This window comes from Azospirillum sp. Sh1 (genome assembly GCF_008365135.1).
In the GTDB taxonomy this organism is placed as follows: Bacteria; Pseudomonadota; Alphaproteobacteria; order Azospirillales; family Azospirillaceae; genus Azospirillum; species Azospirillum oryzae.
On sequence record NZ_VTTK01000007.1, the window covers coordinates 228,840 to 249,025 of the forward strand.

Annotated in this window: 10 protein-coding genes; 9 read left to right on the forward strand and 1 reads right to left on the reverse strand. The window is 70.2% G+C overall.

Translation table 11 applies throughout. The features are described from left to right. From FZ029_RS10120 to FZ029_RS10160, 9 genes are all read left to right on the forward strand, one after another. Complete coding sequence (locus FZ029_RS10120) at window positions 1-3,171, forward strand: RNaseH domain-containing protein (RefSeq protein WP_149269126.1); 3,171 nt, start codon at window positions 1-3, stop codon at window positions 3,169-3,171. 207 nt (window positions 3,172-3,378) lie between these two features. Then, window positions 3,379-4,203, forward strand: a complete 825-nt coding sequence (locus tag FZ029_RS10125) for a hypothetical protein (RefSeq protein ID WP_149269127.1) — start codon at window positions 3,379-3,381, stop codon at window positions 4,201-4,203. A gap of 2,034 nt (window positions 4,204-6,237) precedes the next feature. Further along, the gene (locus tag FZ029_RS10130; RefSeq protein ID WP_149269128.1) at window positions 6,238-6,564 is read left to right on the forward strand and encodes a hypothetical protein; all 327 of its coding nucleotides are present in this window, start codon (window positions 6,238-6,240) and stop codon (window positions 6,562-6,564) included. Between the two features lie 147 nt (window positions 6,565-6,711). Beyond that, window positions 6,712-7,332: a hypothetical protein gene (locus tag FZ029_RS10135; protein ID WP_149269129.1), complete on the forward strand. Its 621-nt coding sequence runs from the start codon at window positions 6,712-6,714 to the stop codon at window positions 7,330-7,332. 714 nt (window positions 7,333-8,046) lie between these two features. After that, window positions 8,047-11,442 carry an AAA domain-containing protein gene (locus tag FZ029_RS10140; RefSeq protein WP_188051892.1) on the forward strand — a complete coding sequence of 1,132 codons (3,396 nt, stop codon included), beginning with the start codon at window positions 8,047-8,049 and terminating at the stop codon, window positions 11,440-11,442. After that, window positions 11,417-12,760, forward strand: a complete 1,344-nt coding sequence (locus FZ029_RS10145) for a hypothetical protein (RefSeq protein ID WP_149269131.1) — start codon at window positions 11,417-11,419, stop codon at window positions 12,758-12,760. The genes FZ029_RS10140 and FZ029_RS10145 overlap by 26 nt, the downstream gene beginning before the upstream one ends. A 25-nt stretch (window positions 12,761-12,785) precedes the next feature. Further along, the gene (locus tag FZ029_RS10150) at window positions 12,786-15,002 is read left to right on the forward strand and encodes a hypothetical protein (RefSeq protein ID WP_149269132.1); all 2,217 of its coding nucleotides are present in this window, start codon (window positions 12,786-12,788) and stop codon (window positions 15,000-15,002) included. Continuing rightward, entirely contained in the window at window positions 15,002-16,663 is a 1,662-nt protein-coding gene (locus FZ029_RS10155) for a DUF2357 domain-containing protein (RefSeq protein ID WP_149269133.1), read from the forward strand. Before FZ029_RS10150 ends, FZ029_RS10155 begins: the two co-directional genes overlap by 1 nt. 9 nt (window positions 16,664-16,672) lie before the next feature. Continuing rightward, complete coding sequence (locus tag FZ029_RS10160; RefSeq protein ID WP_149269134.1) at window positions 16,673-19,252, forward strand: hypothetical protein; 2,580 nt, start codon at window positions 16,673-16,675, stop codon at window positions 19,250-19,252. A 739-nt stretch (window positions 19,253-19,991) separates the two neighbouring features. On the opposite strand, the gene FZ029_RS32945 is transcribed toward FZ029_RS10160, so the two are convergent. Then, window positions 19,992-20,186, reverse strand: a 195-nt coding sequence (locus FZ029_RS32945) for a hypothetical protein (protein WP_188051893.1), incomplete at its 5' end; no start/stop codon positions are given.

Consider the following 20,186-nt stretch of genomic DNA (forward strand, 5'->3'; position numbering starts at 1 on the left):
GTGACCGACCGCGAGAGTTACGAGATCGCCGACGGCGACGAGGCCCCCTCCGGGGCCCCGCGCGGAACCTACGTCGCGCTCGGCAGCGCCCGGAGGACGCGCCTGGTGCCGCTCGCCTTCACCATTCCCGACGCGATCGCGCCGGTCTCCGTCGCCGGCTTCGCCGTCTCCTGGACGGCGGAGGCTCTCGCCGCCTTCCGGGCCCTGCGCGAGGACGTCCGCGACTCCGGCCCCGACTTCGCGCGCACCCTGCCCTACGCCTCGCTGCGCGGGCTGATGGAACTGCGCATCCACGCCGCCACGCGCATCGAGCCGGGCATGGGACTGGAGACCAGGTCGCTCGACAGTTTCGAGAAGGCGGAGCTCCGCGCCCCGTTCCTCTACGTTGAGGGAGGCGGCGCCGAAGACGTCCGCACGGCCGCGCGCCCCGTCCTCGACCGCTGGATCGTCGACTTCCTCATCCCTGGATACGCGGCCCCCGGCGGCGCCGGCGTCGCGACCGTCGACCGCGTGCGGGAGCTCTTCGAGCGAGACCGGCTGCTCGACATCGCGCCGTTCCGTTCGCAGATCCTGCCCTGGCGCTGGTCGTCGGCGACCGGAACCACGCAGCCCGTCGACGCCCATTCCTTCCGGGCGCTGGCCGACCGGGTCGCCCGCCTCATCGCCGGCCGCGAAGTGTTCCCCGGGCTCGGCCCGATGAAGCGGATCATCGCCGCCCGCGGATCGGGGTCCGGCATGGCCGAGCTCGTCACCGAGCCGATCCGCCTGGAGAACCGCGGCCCGTTCAGCCTGACCCTCCGGCTCGAGGTCGTGACCTTTCCCGCGCTCCATCAGCCGCTACTGACCCTGAGCGTGTCCAAGCGGCGCTGGATCAGCGCGCTGGCGGACAGCACCTACGACCAGCGTGCGATCGGCGGCCTGGTCTTCTCCGACGACCACCCCGACCGTGCCTTCGGCTACTCGGTCAACCGCCGGCGGGACGAGGACGGCGTCTGGCGCTGGCGCCCCGACAACGCCTTCGAGGCGCTGCGCGGCGACCTCGGCTTGCCCTTCGTGCGGCTCGACGGCGCCGCCATCGTCCGCGGCGAAGCCTCGACCGACCGCCGGCGCGTTCTGCTCACCTACCGGGAAGGCCTGCAGGACAGCCGCCGGCGCCACGGAATCCGCGCCGGCGTCCCAGAGCGCGACAAGCTCGACGCCTTCGACGCCGTGGCGGAGATCGTCCGGCCGCTGGGGGTCCTGCCCTTCGACGGCTACGAGGCGGTCAAGGCGCCGCACGCCGCCGACGACGCCGCGAGCCGGATGATCAACGCGCCGACCCTGCTCGGCGCCGCCATCGAAGCCCTCGAGGAGGCCGGCGGGGAGAACCCGACGCCGGCCTACTTCGCCCGCCTGTCGGACTCGGAGATCGACGACCTTCTGGCCCGCCACATCAAGCGCGGCCTCGCCGAAATCCAGAACGGCCTCCGGATCATCCGCCATCGCGACCAGCGCGGCGGCGCCGTCTCCGACCAGGCGCCGGAACTCGGCGAACTCGTCGCGGCGAACCGCCGCGCCGTGGAGCGCCTCTACCCCGACAGCAAGCCGCTCCTCGTCATCTTCCACGAGAACGGAGCCGAGGCGGACCTGCGTCTGCTGCAGGCCGTCGTCCGCGTCCTCTGGGGCGGCGCCCTGGACATCATCGCCCATCGCATGCCCGACGGCACCCACGGCCCGCGGAGCGGCCTGCCTGGCAAGGACCTCAAGGTCCGCGAACGGGCCGCGCTGCGCGTCGACAGCTGGCGCCCGGTCGCCCAGGCCATCGCCGGCCTCGACCGCCAGACCTTCTGCCTGATCATGGCCCGCCGCTTCTACCAGGACCCCGCCGGCGGCAACAGCCCCCGGCTCGACGACAAGGTGAACAAGCCGGCGGCCCGCCAGTCCCTCGCCTCGCTCGCCGGTGCGTGCGTGCAGTACATCCTGCCGCCGTCCGCGTCGCGGGAGAGCGGAGCGATCGACCTCGGCAATTTCCTGCACCGCGCGCAGGCCGCGATGAAGGACCTGATCTCGGCCCACTCCGGCCGGGTCGACGGCGTCGCTGCGACCGTCGCCAAGCGCCTCGGAGGGCGCGGCGAAGCGGCGCCCCGCGAGATCATCGGCATCACCATCGTGCGCCGCAACGCCGGCCGCTCGCGCCAAGGCGTCGGCAAGACCTTCCTGCCGATCGCCGTGCGCCTCGACGTCGCGAGCGGCCGCTGCGACATGCGGTTCGCCCACGAGGGCGGCGCCGGACGCGTCGACAGCGGCTGGAAGTTCTTCCCCCGCGCGCTGGCCGACGTGTCGCGGGTTTCGCCCGTCCGCCTGGGCGAGACCCTGGCCGACTGCAAGACCCGCTTCATGCGCTTCGTGGAGACGGTGGTGACCGAGTCCGTCGAGGACGGCGCCCAGCCGCTGGTCATCGTCGACTCCTCGAACTGCGCCCGGCTGTGGGGGTGGCTGACCGACCCCAAGATCAACCCCGCCGCCATCGAGATCGGCGAGCGGCAGCTGATGCAGGAGAACTGGAAGGGCGCGCGCATCGTCCGCATCCGCCAGGATCTCGCCCCGGGCATCGTCGAGGACAAGGAGCAGAGGCTGGCCGAGAGCGCGCCCGACGACGCCCGCCCGACCAAGGCGCTTCAGGCCGATCTCGTCCTGCGCACCCCGACCAGCCCGCCGGGGCTTTACCGGCTGCGCACGGCGGGTCGCAACGGCTGCGTCCCGTACCTCTCGATCGGGCGCAAGACGCTGCACCAGAACAAGCGTGGCCCGAGCTGCCACGCGACCACCCTGGCCTCCGTGCCGCTGCCCCGCCCGGACAGCCAATCGCCGGCGCCGACGAACGCCGACGGCTCGAAGCTGCTCGGCCTCATCGAGCGGCCGCCTTACGTGAACATGTGGCCCACCCCCAACCCCCTGGAGATCGTCGTCGCGCTGCGCCAGGACGAGGACGATCCGGATGACATCGCGCGGCTGGTGGAATCGTTGCGCTACGGCTTCGGCCACTACAGCGACTGGACGACGCTGCCGGCGCCGCTCTTCTTCGAGCGTGTGGTGCGCGACTACATCAGCGCGTTCGCGCTCGAGGACGCCGAGAACGATCCGGACGGTCAGGACGCCGGCGGTTCGGAAGAGCCGTCACTCGGCGACTGAGCCCCTCGAGCCTTCGTTTCCGGGCGCTCGGCCGCGGAACCCGCGCGTCGGGTCGGCCCCCCGGGCCGTTTCGCGCCGGCCCGCGCCGCGGGCCCCGCATCCGGAGCCCGGGCCGTCCCCGAGTGCCCCCCATGATCGGCGCCGGAACCGGACCGTGCGGCCGAACGCCGCTGCGCTGGCGAGGGCGAGGGCGCCGCGCGATCCGATATGCTGCGGGCCATCTTTGCCGATGCGGAGGAAACGGTGACTCTCGAACAACTGTGGTCCGGGTTGCGCAGCCTGCTCGACGAGCAGTTCTCGTTCACGGCCATCAAAGGCATTGCCGGCGCCGCGGGCCTTCCCGTGTTTGAATTGGCGCATCTTACCCAAGGGGCGGGCGGTGCTTCGAAGGGGCAGCTGCTCGACGCCGCCGACCGGCTGTTCCGGGCGCTGGACGGTCCCGATCGAGAGCGCGTCGTGCGCAACTGCATCCGCCAAATGGTCTCCCAGAAGCCGGTGATGCGCGAAGCCCTGGAGACGCGCTTGGCAACGCTGGGGTGGGGACTCGTCGGGGAGGAGCCCCATCCCCTCACCGTCCAGCTGAACCTCGACACCACGTCACTCGCGCCCCAGGCGCGGCAGGCGATTGGCAAATGCCTCAGCCGTTTCCGGGACGGCGACATGGACGGCGCTGTCACGGCGATTTGCGGCATGCTCGACACCATGACGGAAGGGATCTACAGCGACCAGGAGCGTCTCGGTCACCCGCTCGGGGACCACAAGGGCGCAAGCTACGCCGAACGCGTCAAGAAGGCTTTCGCAACGCACGAAGCTGGCATGAAGGCACGCTACGCGGGCCAAGTCGCGGCCAGGGAGATCGACCAGCTCTGGCACTGGCAGTCGAAGGCCGTTCAGCAAGCGGCCGAGGTCCTGGGCTCTTACCGCCGGAACTTCTCCGACGCGCACGGCGCCAAGGCGGCCTCTCCGGCAATCGTTCAACAAGCCATCGACTGCGCCGTGTTCGTCGTGCGTGCGTTCGAGGCGTGCCGCTGAGACGTCGCCTTCGGAGCGGGGGCGGCACCGGCGGTGCCGCCCCCGACGTGCCAGAACGAGGCGCGTCCCGGCGGTCCGCGTCCACCGCGCGCCCGGCCGGTGGTCTTTCCGGGAGTCAAGGTTCCGGAACGGAGCTGGCGGCTCCGCGAATTCAGGTCGCCAGGGGGTAAGCGAGGCGTTATGCCGAGTTTATGCGTTTATAGCACCATGCCGCTATAAACAGTCGGTTCCGCTCCGGGTTGGCAAGGCATTGGAGCATGGGACGCCTCGCCCAGGCCAGGCCCTCGGACCAGGTGCCGAAACACCTCATGGAAACGGATTTCCCATCCGCATCAAGAGATGCGAGGCGAGGCCGCGGAGGTTCCGCCACCGGTCGCAGTCCCGCAAGCGACTGGAGACAAAGGCCTTTTCGCAGAACTTTTCGCCGGATCAACACCCAGCCCGAAGGGGCGGCCCGCCCGGGCGCCCCGTGTCGCGACCGCCGTTCCCGCCGCCTCGGAGCCTTCCATGCCCGCACGGACCATCGCCACCCCGCAAGCCGCCGCCGTGGAGGCGTTGTCCCGGGAACGGCGCACCGTCATGACCGCGGCGCTTCACAAGCGCATCGGCGGCTCACCGCGGCCCAATTCGGCCATCCCCTTGGCTCGACTTGCACGTCCGTGGGCCTGCGGCGGTCTCGACTGACGCCGGTTCCCGGCCGTCCGGTCGACTTTCCGCGCCTTCCGCCGGGTCGCGGCATGGCGAAAGTCTGCCGGCCCGCCCCCGGGACGGCGGGCGCGCGGGCGATCCCGGCCGTCGCGGGGACACGGCTCCGATTCCGCCCGGGGCCTTGAGGCCATGGTCAAGACACGTACGGTCGGCGAGGGCGTGAAAGCAAGGACGGCGGGAGCCGCCCCGGAGGAATCCGGTGCGAGGCGGCGTTGGCCCCTGGGCGGGCGGCGTTGGACACGCGCCACGGCATGGGAGGCGCCACGCCGATCCGCGACGGCAGCCGCCGGCGGCGCTCCGCGCCGCCATGGATTGCGCCGAGGGCTTGCGACCCGTGGGCGAGCGGGCGCCGAAGGCCCGTTTGCGACGCGAGAACCGGGCGTCCTCGCGGAAGGCGCGGCGGTTCCGGCGGGAGCCGGGGCGTTTCCGGGAATTGAACATTTCCGGAAACACCGCGGCGAGGCGGACGTCCCGCTGCCGCGGCTCGAACCCGCATTCCGAAACGATGCGCCCCACCCGACGCTGACGAAAGCGAACGGGTTTCAAGCCACGGCTCCGCAAAGGAATTCGACAAGCTCCATTCGGTACCGTGACGGCTAAGGCCACGCGTCAGGCCGCCGTCCTCGCGCAGCGAGAACATCCCAGTCTTCCTTCGGCCCAGCGAGCCTCGAGTTCCCGAGGGAACGCTTTCCAGCTGTGCCCGCATTCGCAGCGGATCCGATACTCGTGGGAGCGTCCCCACCACATTGCGCCGTCGGCCGAGAGTCCATGGGCCGCGAGCTGCTGGGCAAACACTCGTCCTTCGGAGAAGGCTGATAGAAGTTCCTCCGAGCGAGGAGGTGGACGATCCGGGAGAATAATCCCACCCGAATTCAATTGGGAGCGAAAGTCCTCAACGACGGCATCGATGAAGGAGCCGGATGCCTTGCTAACAATCTTCGAGACCGCCGCCTGCTCGAGGTTTACCTCCGCGTATGCCCACCCCTCCAACGGCCCTCCTAGCGCGTTCGCTGCACGCTTCAAGTCATCCAAGCGCTGGCGCTCTTCTTTTGATATGTTGGTGAACAGGAAATGATCAGGCGACGCGTCCTTGTTGTGATATTCGGAATGGCATTCGATTGCTATACGCTCCGCGGGACATGCCCAGTCATAAAAAAGTGTGCGTTGAGGATCAGCCGGGTCGAGCCCAACCACTGGAAACTCAGGCTTCCAGGCACGGCCAGGCCAGTAATGCCGGCACAGAGCGCCGAGCAGACGCTCTCCATAGGAGTTTGAGCACTGACCGCATCCGCGACCCCGCTGGCAGCTCCATTCGCGGTCCCATTCATGGCCATCCGCGCATCGGAAATGCAGCACCGTCTCGATGTTCCTGTAGGCTTCCAGACCGGCCACATGCAGTCCCATAAGCGCAGCTCGGTCGACGATCATTTCCGACGTCAGCACATTGCGGCAACAGACGCCGCAGCCATTGCCGCTGGGCCGGAGGAGCGTATTCATAGTGACGACACGATTGTGACTGCAGACGCGTCCATCGTCATGAACATTCCTGCATTGCGCCTCAAACTGGGTGAGAACGTGCCCATGATCTTCCGGAACTGGCGTGCGGACGAAGACGACGTCGTCTGGATACGTGCCGATCACCGCCGCGTTTAGTCGGCGGGCCGCTTCCACGCGTACCTCCTCCAGCGTCCATGAGAACTTGCGCTCCTCTGCACCATGGCAGACCGGACAGATCTCGAACCCGGCGTAACGCGCTTTCTGTAGGCTAATGCTGTTGCTCCGCGACGTACCGCATGAATCATGGCGTACAATGAAGGCAGTGGTATTCACCGCTCTATTTTCTTCCTCGCGCAGTTTTCGAACGATTCCAAAACCGTACAAGGCGAATTCCGCGGCGATTCGCTCAAAAGGATCAGGCTTCAGAGTCGGGCAACGATAGAGGTCCGAACAGCCGCTTCTTCGGTTGATCTGGTTGCTGGATCGCCGAATTCCTTTTGCGCCGCAGACAAGGCACTCAATTTCGACTTCGCGTGGGCGCCCGGGAGCATCCTCCGGGTCATAGATGAAGCTGGAGACAACCAGTTGATGCGGCGGATCGAGCCCCTCCACGGCCGCCCGAATGTCCTCCTCACGGTGAGCGGCTTCGCGAAGCCGCTTCTGCTGTCTCTTGTATCCGCACGTTCGACAGCCGTTGGCTCCGCTTTCTTTGCTAATGGCGGCACGAACGTTATCGAGACAGACTGGCCGATTGAAATCGCTACCGCAGCGGGTGCAATGAAGCAGGCGTTTGTCCTTCCATTTGGTCGGCGGCTTATTTCGCTCAGACTCCGCAAGGACGACGCCGCCCATCCCAAGGACCCGCAGAATTTCTTCCGCGCCAGCCGGCTTTTTTGTTCTCATCCTTGCGGAATCCTCTCGTGATCTCGAAAAAAGTTCTGTGGCGAAAAGCGCTTTTAACACAAAAAAATATATTGGTGCCTCCGTTTCAATTCCTAGGATTGTTGCGTTGATATGACTCTGCGGACGGTTGAGGCTTTATGGACGCACAATCGCTTCCGTTCCGGCAGCCCTCGCCGTCGGCCCCGCGATGCGGCGATCACAATGACCGGCCGATCGTCCGGTGGCGCTCAGGAAATCCGTTCCCACGCTCGGGGCGTCGAGCGCCGCAAGAGCGACGCTGGCGGGTCATCGACGTGCCGGCCCGCGATCAAGGTTGTCCAAGAGACGCGACGCGAGCGGGAGCGCCGCGAGAACGAGCGCTAGCGCGCCGCCGGACCGGGCCGCGACCGCGGGCAGGTCGCGCGACCAGTCCCGAACGTGTGGCACGTGGCTTGATCCGACAGGTTGCGGAGCCCGGCGTTCTATTCCACTCCGGAGGCGACGCTCGCGTCGCGTTTGCAGCGAACCCGAAGGAAACCATAAGCGACGCCTCGGCCGAGCCCTCGGAACCCCGACATCCTCCTCCAAGTTATGTTTCATCCCTGAAACGCAATTTCCGGTGCAGCTCCTTCCTTAGTGGTGGACACACCGTTCTCCTGATCTATTAGTAGCGAGGGGCGGACGCCCCTCTGGAGACCGGCCGCCACGAGAGCGGAAAGCGCATCGCACCGGCGCCAGGCAGGGAGAATGGAGGCCATGGGAACGCCGATCGCCGCCGAGACCATGCCGCCGGCGGTCACGCGCCGGCGCGGCCACGCCGCGCCCGACGCCATCCGCACCGCCCTCCGGCACGCGCTGGAAGGTCGCCCAGAAGGCTTCGACCTCTTCCGCATCCTGCGCTTCCTTCGCGCGGCGCGCCTCGACGCCACGCCGCCGGCGGTCGCCGAGCAGCTCCTCGGTCTGCAGCGCGACGGTCTCGCCCGCGTCGCCCCGGACCGCCGCTGGACATGGATCGCAGGATCCACCGCCAGCGCGCCGTGGCCGGACGGCGCCGACGACTCCCCGGCGGGCCCGGCCGCGACCGGCGGGCGCCGCCTTCTCGCGGTCCGCGGCACGGTCGCTCTGACCGACGGCCGGCGTCATCCGTCGCCGGAGCCGCACGCCTCCACCGTCCTCGAGCACGGCCCGGACGCCCTGCGCCGGCTCCTCCCCTTCTACCGGGAGTGCCTGATCCGGAACGAGTCCCGGGACACCAACGGGAACGCCGAGGGCTACGGCAAGCAGTTCCTGTTCTGCCGCCCGCCGGGGCGGTGGTGGCCCGAGCTCGGAAGCGAAGGACGCCTGCGGATCGAGCGGGCCCACCTGCCGGAGGCGTTCCTCGCCGGCCTGGCCCGGCGCAAGGCCGAGCCCCTGGTGCTCTCCTACCCCGTCCATTACGTCCGGCCGCGCAGCGAGGACATGCCGCCCTTCGTGCTGCCGGTGGCCGCGGTGGCCTGCGGCTGGTCGCTGACGGCGGACGCCTTGGAGATCGTCATCCCCACCGAAACTCCGCGGTTCGCCGCCGACTGGCTGAAGGACCAGCGCTTCCGGGGCCGCGACACCAGCGATCTCGCCCGCTGGACCGTGCTGGAGGACACCGAGGACGGCAAGGACGCGCCCTTCCAGGACTGGAGGTCGGTCGCCGAACGCGCGCAGATCTTCGCCGCCGCGGACGTGCGGGCGCCCATTGAGCCGGCGCGTCTTGCCGATGCCCTCGACCTGTCCGACCGCACAGGCATGTACAACCTACTGGGCGTCTTCCTCCCCTCGGAGCTGCGCTTCGCCCGCGGCGCGGCGCGCGAGATCGCAGAGATCGCCGCTTGGTCCGAGCACGACCTGTCCGCCACGGCGCTCGCCGCCGTGTTCGCCCGGGCGGCGGACGGAGCCGAAGGCGATCGCGTCGACGCCGCCCTCCCGGCGCCGTCGGCGGCAGAGCCGCTCGAACTCGGCCAGGACCAGCTCGCCGCGTTGCGCGACGCGCTGCGCGGGCCGTTGACGGTGGTCACCGGTCCGCCCGGGACCGGCAAGTCCCAGGTCGTCGCGGCGATCATGGCCGGCGCCGCGCTTGAGGGCCGCAGCGTCCTTCTGGCGAGCCGCAACCACAAGGCCCTCGACGCGGTGGAGGAGCGCATCCGCGCCCTCGTCGACGACAAGCCCCTCCTGACACGCGCCAACACCGACGAGGACTCCGTCGGCTTCAGCTTCGAGCGCGCCATCGAGTCGATCATGGCGCGCCCCGCCGCCTCCGGACGGCGCGACCGCCTCGTCGAGGCGCTCGACCAGATCCGCCGCCTGGACGGCCTCCGCGTCGCGGCCTGCCAGCGGCTCGACGAGGTTGCGGCCGCGGCCGACGCCCTCGGCCGGATCGTCGAGGAAATCGACACCCTCGAGGCCGAACTCGGCGCGGAAACGGCGGGATGGGTGCTTCGCGCTCCGGCGCTGCCGGACCTCCACCGCACCCCCTGGTGGGCGCGCCTCCTGCCCCGGCTCCTCGCGCGCCGCATCCTCATGCGCGCCGTGGCCCGCCTCCGCCCGCCGCCCGCCGCCGCACCCGTCGACGAGGAACACCTCGAGCGCTGGCGCGCCGTCTGCGGGAAGGGGGCGCGGCTGCGGGCCGCGCTGGCCGAACGCGATCGCCTCGAAGCCGAGCTGCGCGCGTTCGACGCCACCGAACGGCCGGATCCGGCCGGATACGCCGCCGACATCCGCAGCCGCTCGGCAGCGGCGCTGCGGACGCTGGTGGACGCCCTGGCGGAGTGCGAGCCGTCCGACCGGGCGGAACTCACGGACCTGCGCGGGGAGGTCGGGCTCACCCAAAAGGGCGGCGCCGTCGGCGCCGAGCGGTACCGCGACCTCTGGATGCGCGCCAAGGAGCTCATCTTCCGGCATTTCCCGCTCTGGGCCGTGTCCAATCTCGGCGTCTCCAGCAAAATCCCGCTCATCCCCGGGCTTTTCGACATCCTCATCATCGACGAGGCGTCGCAATGCGACATCGCCTCGGCCATCCCTCTGCTCGCCCGGGCGCGCTCGGTCGTGGTCGTCGGCGACCCCGCGCAGCTCAAGCACATCACCAAGGTCGACCACGCCTGGGAGGCCGACGCGCTGCGGGCCGCCGGGCTGTACGCCGCCGGCATCGGCCGCTACAGCTTCGTCGCCAACAGCCTGTTCCATGTGGCCGCCGCCGCCGGCGGCCGGCAGCACCTGCTGCGCGACCACTACCGCTGCCACCCGGACATCGCCGACTACATCAGCGACACCTTCTACGGCCAACGCCTGCGCCCGCTCACCGCGCCGGCGGCGATCCGCCCGCCGCCCGGCACGCCGCCGGGCTTCCATTGGACATCCGTCGCCGGTCCGATCAGCGCGGCGGCGAGCGGCTGCTGGTCGCGGGCCGAGGCCGACGCCGTCTGCGCGCATCTGCGCACCCTGCTGCTCGACCAGGGCTACCGCGGCTCCGTCGGCGTGGTTACGCCGTTCGTCGCGCAGGCCGATCGCCTGCGCGACCGTCTCGAGGCCGAGATCCCGGCCGAAATCCGCGACGCCGTCCGTCTCACCATCGCCACCGCGCACAAGTTCCAGGGCGACGCGCGCGACCTCATGGTCTTCAGCCTCTGCCTGGGGCCGGACATGCCCCGCGGCGCCCGGGGCTTCGTGGCCACCACGCCGAACCTGGTGAACGTCGCCGTCAGCCGCGCCCGCGCCGTCTGCCACGTCTTCGGCAACATCGAGTTCGCGGCGACGTGCGGCATCGGGCATGTCCAGGCGCTCGTCGCCCGCCGCACCCGCCGATCGGCCGATCGCATCGGTACCTTCGACTCGCCTTGGGAGCAGCGCTTCCACGACGCGCTGCTCGGGCGCGGCGTCGTCACGGTGCCGCAGCTTCCGGTCGCCGGGCGCCGCCTTGATCTGGCGATCGTCGACGGCGGCCGCATGATCGACGTCGAGGTGGATGGCGACCGCTGGCACCGCGACATCGACGGCAACCGCAAACAGTCCGACTACTTCCGCGACCTGCAGCTCCGGTCGCTGGGTTGGAAGGTGCTCCGCTTCTGGGTCTACGAACTTCGCGAGGACATGGAGGAATGCGTTGAACGGGTCGTACGAGAACTCTGACGGCGTCCGGGATCCGGGGGCCGGCGAGGCCGACCGGGCCCTCGCCGGGCACTCCCGTCTCTTCAAGACGGTGTTCGGGCTCGGCCTGCTCGGCACGCTCGGGCTCGCCGGCGCCGGCGCCGCCATCGTGTCCGACGGCGCCGCGCGCCGGGCCTGGAGCGAGCAGCGCGTCCAACTCACCGCCCTCAACGAGGACCTCGTCCGCAGCCGCTCGTCTCTGGAGAAGGACATCGCGCGTCTGCGTCAGGAGAAGGCGGACGCCGACGCCGCGGCCGCGCGCGCCGGCGCTGAGGCCAAGCAGTTCGAAGGCCAGGTCGCCGAGGCGGCGCAGCGTCTCAAGACGTCGCGCGAGCAGGAGGCGGCGGCCCGCGCCACGGCGACCGCCCTGGAGGCCGAGAACAAGCAACTCGCGCAGCAGATCGAGACGGCCCGCCGTCAGGCGCAGAGCGCCGAGCGCGATCTCGACGGCCTGCGGCGAAGCGTCGCCGCAGCGGAGAAGGACGCGCGCGACGCGGAGACCCGGCGCAAAGCCGCCCAGGAGGCCGAGCAGCAGGCGGCCGCCAAGCAGAAGGAGGTCGCCGCCGTCCTGCAGGATCTGCAGCGCAAACGCGCCGATCTCGAGGACGCCGTCGAACAGGCCTCCAAGGACCATGCCGACGGCGTCGTCAAGCTCACCGCCGCGCGCGCGGAAGCCGGCGCCCTCAAGGTTGCGGCGGACACCGCGCGCGCCGAGCGCGAGCGCGACGCCGCGGCCGCCCAGAAGGCCCGCGAGGCCGCAGCCGACCTGGAGCGGCGGCGCGACGACGCCGAGCGCCAGGCCCGCGACGCCGAGGACAAGGCGCGCGCGGCGACCGGGCGCTTGGCCGAGACGGCCAAGAGGCTCGAGGCCGCGCAGAAGGAGCTCGAGGCCGCGCAGGCCGGAGCCCGCACCGCCGAGGGCCAGGCCGCGGAGAGCCGCGGCGCTCGGGAGCGCGCGGCCGAGGACCTCGCGCGGATGCGGGCGGAGGCCGACCGCCTGCAGGCCGTCCGCCAGGAGTTGGGCGAACGGGAGAAGGCCCTCGCCGCCGCCCGGACGGCGCTCGACGAGGCGGAGCGCCGCCGTGCCGGAGCGGCCGAGTCCGCGGCGCGCGCGGAGAGCCGCCGTCAGGAGGCCGAGAGCGCCGCGATCGCCGCCGAAGCCCGGGTCAGGCGGCTGGAGGAGACGGCGGCCAAGCTGACCGCCCCCCTCCAGGGCGCGTCGGCCCCGTCCCCGTCTCCGGCTGCCGGCGCGGCGGTGACGCCGGCCGTTGAGCTGCAACCGACCTCGCCCGCCCGCTGATCGCGTCGCCAAGGAGCGCTTCCCGATGGACCTCATCGATCCCGGCTTCACCCCCTACCTGTTCCTGATTGGCGCGTTCCTGGCCTTCGCGGCCGTCGTCGTCGGCGGCGTCGCGCTGTACGCCAACGGCATGGTCCTCAAACGCGTGCCGGCCGCCGCCTTCCTTGAGGACGTCGCGGCGCGCCTCGCCGCCAAGCGCGAGGAGCTGAAGGCCGTCGCGATCTCCGAGGAGGAGCGGCGTCGGGAGGCCCGCGAGGCGCTGGTCGAGCTCGAGCGGGTCCGCGCCGCCCGCCAAGCCGAAGAGGAGCGTCTGTCGGCGATCCGCGTGGACATCGAAGCCTCGAAGGACGAGGCGCGCCGGGCCGAGGAGATCTCCGCCGAGCTGGCGGAGAAGTTCCAGCGCCTCGCCGAGGTCGAACGGGATCTCCAGGCCAAGGAGGAGCGCCTGGAAGAGCTCAAGCGCCGCGAAGCGCGCGTCGACGACGCGGAGGTGCGCATCGGCGAGATCGAGGCGGCGATCTCCGCGCTCGCCGACGCCCGGAGCAAGGCGCAGGAGGAGCTCGAGCGGACGAGCGGCGATCTGCAGGCGAAGCGCGACGAGCTGCAAGCGGCGGAGCTGGGGGTCGCCGAAGCGGCGACGCAGGCGGAGGCAGCCCACAGGGAGCTGGAGGCGGCGCGCGGCGCGGCCGACGCCTTGGAGAACCGCATCGCCGAGCTCCGGCGTCTGGCGGACGCCGGAGGCGAGGAAGTCGCGGCCATCGAGGCGCGGGCCCACGAGGCCCGGGAGCGCGCCGACGCGGCGGACCGGGCCGCCACCGTCGCCGAGGAGGCCGCCGCGGCGCAGCGGGCCCTCCTGGCCGACGCCGAGACGGCCGCCGCCGAGGCCGCCGCGGCGCTCGACCGCAAGCGGGAGGACATGCTCCAGGCTGAGCAGGCCGTCGCCGTCCTCCAGGTGCGGGCCTCCGCCCTCGAGGCGGAGATCCTGCGTCTCCGCGGCGAGCACGCCGGCGGCTCCGCCGCCGGTGCGGACGGGACGCCGGCGCCTCTCGATCTCGAGCGGGTCCCCGAGTGCCTCGGCACTGAGGACGCGGACGGCAACGTCAAGCCGGCGATGGCGAAGCGCTTGGCGCGCACCGACGAACGCGACGCCCTGGAGGACGTCCGTAAGCATCTCGCGGCCCTCAAGCTCTCGTTCCCCGAGCGGACCCTCAAGGCGTTCCACACCTGCCTCAAGGTCTCGCCGATCAGCCCCATCACCGTCCTCGCCGGCATCTCCGGCACCGGCAAGAGCCAGTTGCCGCGGCGGTACGCCGAGGCGATGGGGCTGCACTTCCTCAAGGTCGCGGTGCAGCCGCGCTGGGACGGGCCGCAGGACATCCTCGGCTTCTACAACTACCTCGAGAAGACCTACAAGGCGACCGACCTCGCCCGCGCCATGGTGCATCTCGACCCGGTCAACTGGCCGGACCGGGCGCGGCCGTTCCAGGGGCACATGATGCTCGTGCTCCTCGACGAGATGAACCTCGCGCGGGTCGAGTACTACTTCTCGGAATTCCTCAGCGGCCTCGAGGGGCGTCCGCTGCCCGGGACCGAGACCGCGGACCGCGTCCGCAAACTGAGCCTCCAGCTCGACCTCGGACGCATCGGCAAGGGCGTCCGCAGCCTGTACGCCGGCCACAACACCCTCTTCGTCGGTAGCATGAACGAGGACGAGTCGACCCTCTCGCTCTCGGACAAGGTGCTCGACCGCTCGAACCTCCTGCGCTTCCCGAGGCCCGAGGCGCTCGCCAACGAGCCGCCCTCGGACCATGACGCCGCCTTCGACGCGCATCTCCCCGAAGAGCAGTGGCGCAGCTGGTGCCGACGGTTCGATGCGCTGCCCGATCCGGTGAAGACCAACGCCAAGGATTGGGTGCGCCGTCTGAACGAGGCCATGGACAGCATGGGCCGGCCCTTCGGCCATCGCCTGAACCAAGCCATCCTGTCGTACGTCGCCAACTACCCCGGCTCCGACGACCAGGGCGTCGCCCGCATCGCCTTCGCGGACCAGATCGAGCAGCGCATCCTGCCGAAGCTGCGCGGCGTCGAGCTTGCGGACTCGGCCGCGCCGCTCGAGAAGCTCCACGGCCTGATCGCCAACGACCTCAAGGACGACGAGCTCGCGAAGGCGCTCCGCGACGCCATGGCCGACGACGGCACCGGGCGGACGTTCAACTGGCGCGGAGTCCGGAGGACCGCCTGATGCCGGCTCTCCCCTTCCTGCTGACCGTGCCGTGGGGGCTCTACGCGGAAACGCCGATCCACGGCGCCGCGCCGCGCGTCCCGCTGCGCGCCGGCACGCCGGCGCGCGCGATGGCCGCCCATGGCCTCATGCTCGCCGTCCCCGCCGCCGCGCGCGTGCTCGTGGCCGGCCGCCGCATGCGCATGCAGCAGGAGGGGGCGTCCTTCGACTGGGCGCGCGATCGCTTCGCGCTGTACGGCCTCCCGTCCGGGATTCGGCCCGAGGAGCGGGCCCTCACGCTCTCCATCGGGACGCCGGACGCGGAAACGGCGGCGTCCATCGAACTCAACGGCTATCTGCCGAAGCCGCCGAAGCGTCAGCCCGACGCCCCGGCCGCCGACGGCGATCGCATCCAGGACTTCATCCTGAAGGTGCTGTCGCGCATCCGCGAGGCGGAGACGTCGGAGGGCGAGCGCCCCGCGGGCGGCTCGGCCGCGTGGTCGCGCATCGCCACGGCCTGGACCGCCACCGAAGCAAACGCGCTCGACGCCCCCAAGGAGCTCATCGTCGAACACGCCGAGACCCACCGCCGCGTCCTGATGGAGGTCGCCCAGCACCCGCGTCGGGTGCTCTCCCGCGTGCGCCGCCTCATGCCCCTCGATCGCGTTCAGGAGATCGACAAGGGCTGCATCGACTGGCTCATCCGTCAGCCCGGGACGTCGATCGAGGAGAAGGCCGGGCCGCGCCAAGCGGTGCTCGGGATCGCCCGCGAGGAGAACCTGAACACCCTGGAGAACCGCGTCCTGAAGGACCTGCTGCGGCGGTCGGCGATGGAGGCCAACGGCTACCTGCGCGCCAACAGGCGCTACGCGGCCAGCGAGCGCTACCGACTGGTCGCGTCCTACGGCGGCCTGTGCCGCCGCGCCTGGCGCGAGCTCGAGGCGCAGGGCATCGCGGACCCCGCCCCTCCCGTCACGCCCAACTACGTGCTCCAGCACGACGCCCGCTACCGGTCGATCTGGCAAGCCTACCAGGAGATCCTCGGCGACGAGCAGCGCCAGGACGACACGTGGCGTTGGCAGCGCCGGCTGTGGAGCGACTTCGTTCGGCTTTCTGTGCACATCGCGCTCGGCCGGATGCCGGGATGCCGCCCCGTCGCGCTCAGCCCGTTGCGGATCCGGCGCGAGCAGGGGCGCGGCCGGTGGAGCGATCTGGCCCAGCAGAGCGGACTCTTCCTGCTTCGTCGCCCTGGCCGCGACCTGGCGATCTCCGTCCTCGACGCCACGCTGTCCGACGGCCATCCGGCGCTTCGCCCATGGCAGCACGCGCTGGGCGCCACCATCGTTCTCGCGGTCGAGGACTGCGCGACCGGGCGCCAGGCCGCCATCTGCGTCTGGCCGATCCACGGCACCGGGTCGGAGCCGATTGCGCTTTCGGAGTTCATGTCGTCCGCCGACGAGGCTCTGCGCGCTGTCGTCGAGGAGGAACGACGCTATCGGGATGTCCGGGAGGAGGTCCGCGGCCTGGTGATCCGCTCCACCCTCGACGCGGCCAACCCGGATTGGGGGCAGCGGGGCCTCGTCTACGGCCTCGCGATGGGACCGTCCGCGGAGATGATCGAGGAGACGATGGAGATGGGCGCCATGGTTCTTGAGGACGCCATCATGTCGTTGCGCTGGTAGGAGGCGGTGATGGACGGAAGCGTCATCGAAGATCGTTCGCCTCCCTCGGCGCCGGCGATCGGCGTGGATCTCAACGGTGTTCGCGACCGCTGCGTCCTCGTCGGCGCTGGCCGCGAGGCCTTCGCCGGCCCGCCCGGGCCGATCGTCGTCCCGCTGGGCGGCAACCAGGCGCTGACCGGGGACGAGGCGATCGCCTCGTTCCATGGTCGCGGCTGGCCGTCGCCACCCGAGGCCGCCAGCGCGCACCCGCGCTTGCCGGTCCTCGGGATGATCCAACGCCTCGGGCGCCGCCATGCCGCGGAGACCCAGGCGCCGGACCTCGTCCTCGGCCATCACATCCGTTCCGTCGTCCCGCCGCGCGCGCGCAGCTGCGTTCTGGCGGTGCCGGATCTCCCGGAGTACGACGAGGACGTCCGCAACGCGGTCATCGAGTGCAGCGGGCGCGTCGGTCTCGACGTGAAGCTGCTGTGGCGGCCCGTCGCGGCGATGCTCGGGTGGGGGGAAGACGCGACGCCGGATGAGCTGGCGCGCCTGCACGACGCCGAGGCGCTCGTCGTGCAGATCCTGCCGGACGGCATCACGGCCACCGGCTTGCGGTTGGAGGTTCTGCCGCTCGACGGTCGTCCGGCAGTCGTGCCGGTGCGCCGGCGGGACGACCTCCGCGCGGTCGCCCGCTACGACGGCGCGGACCTCGCCACCCTGCTCCGGACCGCGGCGACCGCCGATGCGGACGGCGATCCCGGCATGGCCGGCCAGATCCTCTGGTCGACCGGGCGCTACCGGAATCCGCTAGCCGGCCTCGAGGCCCCGGACGGCCTCGTGCGCGGAACCGACGGGCGCTGGCGGGTGATCGACGGCGGCGCGACTCTCCCCGAATCCGCCGCAAACGGCATTGTGCGCGCGATCCAGGCGTTCTGCGCGGATCACGCGACGGCGCTGCGGCGCGCGAGCCTCGTCGTCGTGGAAGGGCCGCTGGCCGCCGCCGTCTTGGGCGAGGGAGCCGGGGCGACCACCCCGCTGGCCATCCTCGCGGACCTGATCCACGCCCTTCGGCCGGACGGGGCGGCGGTGGTGCCCGTCGCCCCGGAGCGCGGGCTCGTAGCCCTCGGATGCGCCGTCTACGCGCGCCGACGCGCTCTCGGGCAGACCGCCTACTTCGACTTCCTGCCTGCCATCGAGATCAACGCCATCCGCGACGGACGGCACCGGTTCGTCCACCTCGTCGAACCAAGCGCACGCGTCGAGGGCGGCATGACCTACGAACGGTCGCTCCTCGACCGTTTCGAGGTCACCGCCGGGACGGAGGAATTGGAGTTCTACCTGCTGAAGCAGGATGAGGCCGGAGCGCGGCACAGCCACGTCCGCCTCCCGACGCCTCCGGTGTCCGACGTCCGGGTGGCCATCCACGTCACGCAGATGCCGGCCCAGGGGCATGCCCGCGTCGAAGTGCGCCCCGAGACCGCGGGGGCCCTCGGCGCGGCGCCGGTGCTTCTCGACTGGGGGTGCATGGAGGCGACCGCCGACGACCGGGACGCCATCCTCCGCCGTCTGAACGAGAAGGGAAGCTACCCCGCCGTCACCCCTCAGGAGGCGCACCTCTGCCTCTGGACCTGGACCCGCGCGAGCGGTTCCTCCCTGAAGGCGGATCTCGACGCCTACCCTCGCATCGGCGCGCCGGACGCCGCCAACGCCATGGCCTACAAAAGGTTCCTGAGCGGCAGGCTGGAGAAGACCTTCGCGGTGCGGGCGTCCCCGATGTTCGCGACGGGTGGCGACGATCCGGATCGGCGGCCGTACACCTTGTTCTCGTCCGACGGACGAACGCCCGCTGCGATCGAGGACGACCAGGCCTGGACCGGTCCGCTTCGGGCGGCGTTGGCCAAGCTCGACGCGGATTACGCCACCCTGCTCTCGGCGCCCGCCCTCTCGCCGACGCAGCGGGGCATCCTGCGCGCCCTGCGGAAGATCGCCACCTTCACCTTCGGCGCTTGCCCCCCGGCGGTCCGCGGATCGTTCCGGCGGATGTGCGCCAACAATGCCCCCGATGGCCGCGCCGCGATGTACATGGGGCGCGTCCTGCGCGACGAGGCCGATCTCGCCGCCCTGTTCGCGTTCGCATCGGAAAGGGCGTGGCTCAGCATGAGCTCCGGCAAGGCGCTGAATTCCGACATCGCGAAGGCCATGGCGGACGTCCTCGCCTTCCATGAGCCCGCCGGGGAAGCACTTCAGCCGGAGCAGGCCAACAAGTTGGCGAGGTTCGCTTCGGCGATGCTCGACGAATGCGCGCATCATCAACGTCCGCAGAAGTACGCCGGAGCCTTGCGCCTCACCGCCTTCCTGCTGCGCCATCGCATGCGGCGGCACGACTTCCTGTATCCGGACGCGCCGGACAAGGAGACCTCGGGTCTCGGCAGGAGGGTCGAGAGCCAGTTGAAGGCGTTCAGGGAGAAGACCGCGAAGAGGTCTTACGGGCCTCAGCACGACGCCGCGATCGACGAGATCCTTGCTTTGCTCAGGCATCGCGGCAAGGGCCTTCGCATCGAGATCGATGACGAGGGTGGCGAGGACGCCGACGACGGGGACGAGTGATGTGCGGACTGTCGGACGCGGCGAAGAACCGGCTCGCGGTCCGATGGGACAGGGAATCCACGGAAACGAAGGGACACGGCCACTTCGCGGGCGGGACTCGTGACGCGGAAGCTGAGCAGGAAAGAAGTCCTTGTTAAGATTTATCGGAAAACAATCCCAACATCGGTGGCTACCGCGCTTCTCATTTTATGCGCCACCAGACCCCGCGGATTCCATTTTATGCGCCACTTCGGCCAAGTTATGCGCAGATCGGGCATGGCACATCAAAGACTTGGAGAAGCTGGCACACCATTTTATGAGAAAACCTACATGTGGTGGTCAGTTAAGCAAAGAATGAGAAACCGAATCCTAAGTTTGAGACACTTTTAACCGTTGTCTCACGGGAGACGGCGGGGTCCCTCTCCGGACCCTGAGAGCAAGCAAAGGGGGCGGGGCCGAGATGGCTCCGCCCTTTCTGTTTTTGCTGCCGGCTCATCACCGCCTCTAAGCGGAGGATCGGCATCCCCGGATGTGAGTCCTGGGATCGCTTGCGCCGCGGCGGCTCACCGACACCGTCGATGATCAGGTCAGCAAGCATAAGTGAGGGTTGAGGAAGCTGTGCATCGACAGAATCTGCAATTCAGATCGTTCGATGTGAACGGCCGGACAAAATACCGGTCAGTAGACCGTTGAATTCCCGAAAAGAAAAGGGCGCCCTTTCGGGCGCCCTTCCCTTTTACCGCGATGCTTTGTCGCCGGATCAACCGAGGTTGATGTCGGAGAGCGAGAGCACCGTGCTGTTGTACACGCCGAGTAGGCGAACCTCGGACGAAGCCACCTGGCCGTCGCCGTTGGTGTCGACCACCTGGTACAGAGCCGAGCTGGTGCCGTTGTTGGCCAGAACCAGCGTGCTCGCACCAGCCGACGAGTTCGTCAGCGTACCCAGAGCCGTGCG